Origin of the sequence: Micromonospora sp. WMMD736, assembly GCF_049179015.1 — a bacterium.
Lineage (GTDB): Bacteria > Actinomycetota > Actinomycetes > Mycobacteriales > Micromonosporaceae > Micromonospora.
Genome location: NZ_JBMHMI010000136.1, coordinates 1 through 1,458 on the forward strand (window position 1 = coordinate 1; position 1,458 = coordinate 1,458).

At 70.5% G+C, this 1,458-nt stretch carries 2 protein-coding genes; both read right to left on the reverse strand.

Translation table 11 applies throughout. The features are described from left to right. The coding region (locus ACN269_RS34690; protein WP_421477560.1) for an endolytic transglycosylase MltG at positions 1-1,079 on the reverse strand (1,079 nt) is incomplete at its 3' end. Next, positions 1,072-1,458, reverse strand: a 387-nt coding sequence (gene ruvX / locus ACN269_RS34695; RefSeq protein ID WP_421477561.1) for a Holliday junction resolvase RuvX, incomplete at its 5' end; no start/stop codon positions are given. The genes ACN269_RS34690 and ruvX, both read right to left, overlap by 8 nt.

A 1,458-nucleotide genomic window follows, 5' to 3' on the forward strand; every position in this document is an offset into this window, starting at 1 on the left:
GAACCGATCGGCGTCGCCGGCAGCCCGGGCCGCACATAGGTGTTCCAGGGCGTGCTCATCGCCCGGTCGGCGTCGGTGGTCGCGATCTCCACCCGGTCCAACGGATAGTTCACCGTGGAGTCGAACTCGAGCGTACGGTCCTCGGCCAGCCGGTTGTAGATGACGCGGGCGACCTTCGCGAAGTCATCGGGTGTGGCCTCCCGCTGCACCAACGATGCAACGGTCAGCACCTGGTAGGGCGACAGGTTGGCCGCCGCCGCGGCGTCGAGCAGCCCGCCGTGCGCATACAGCTCGGCGCTGGCACCGATCAACGACGCCAGGATCTGCGTCGGCGATGCCGACGGGTCGATGTTCCAGGTTCCCGGCGCGATCAAACCTTCCAGCCGGCGGTGGTCGGTGCCCATCGCGGTGACCTCCGCGGTGGCCCAGGCGGGCACCGCCAGTTCCGACGGCAGCGCCGATCCGGCCTGCCGGCGCAGCTCAGCGGTCGGTACGCAGGTCTGTTCGCCGTCGAGGTCCACGCAGGAGGCCTGCGAGATCAGGGTCAGGATGCCGTCGGTCACCACCTCGGTCTTGACGTCGGCGACGTCGTCGAGCTGGCGGCCCTCGGCAATCACCAGCTTGCCCACCCGGTTGGTCGGGTCGGCCAGCCGATCCACCGCGGTGGCCGCCGGTATCTCGGTGCGCACCTTGTAGAACCCGGGCTGGATCGCGGCGATCGCACCGTTGCCCTGCGCGGCCTCGACGAACGCCTTCACCGTCGCCACCACGTTGTGGTCAGCCAGCGTCTGCCCGATGGCGGTCGTCGAATCGCCGTCGTGGACCTCGATGACGATGTCGTTGAGTCCGTCGCCGGCGAAGTCGGTTTCCGGGCCCACCAGCGAGTGCCACAGCCGCGAACCCAGGAACACCGCGCCGAGGACGACGACGATCAGCAACGCCACGGCCGCGCCGGTGGCCAACCGGCGCCGGCGTCGACCTTCCGCCGCCCGCACCCGGTCCCGCCGACTCATCCTGTGCCGCGGGGGACCCACTGCCACCGGCTGTGCGCGTTCCGGGCCCCACTCGTCGTCAGCCATCCGCACCCTCTCCGCGCCCGGTCAGCACCGCACGCCGCTGGTCCAGCCAGTTCTGCAGGATGCCGACCGCCGCAACCTGATCGACCATCGCCCGCTGCCCCTTGGCCCGGACTCCGGCCTCACGCAGCGACCGCTGGGCGCTTACCGTGGTCAACCGCTCGTCTGCCAGCCGCACCGGCACCGGCGCAATGCGGGCCGCCAGCTGGTCAGCCAGATCGATTGCCGCCCTTGCTGATTGACCGGTTCGGTCGGCCAACGTACGCGGCAGCCCGACGACGACCTCCACCGCACCCATCTCGTCGACCAATTCGGCGAGCCGCCGCAGATGGCGGTTGCCTCGATCGCGCCGGACGGTCTCCACCGGTGTGGCCAGGATGCC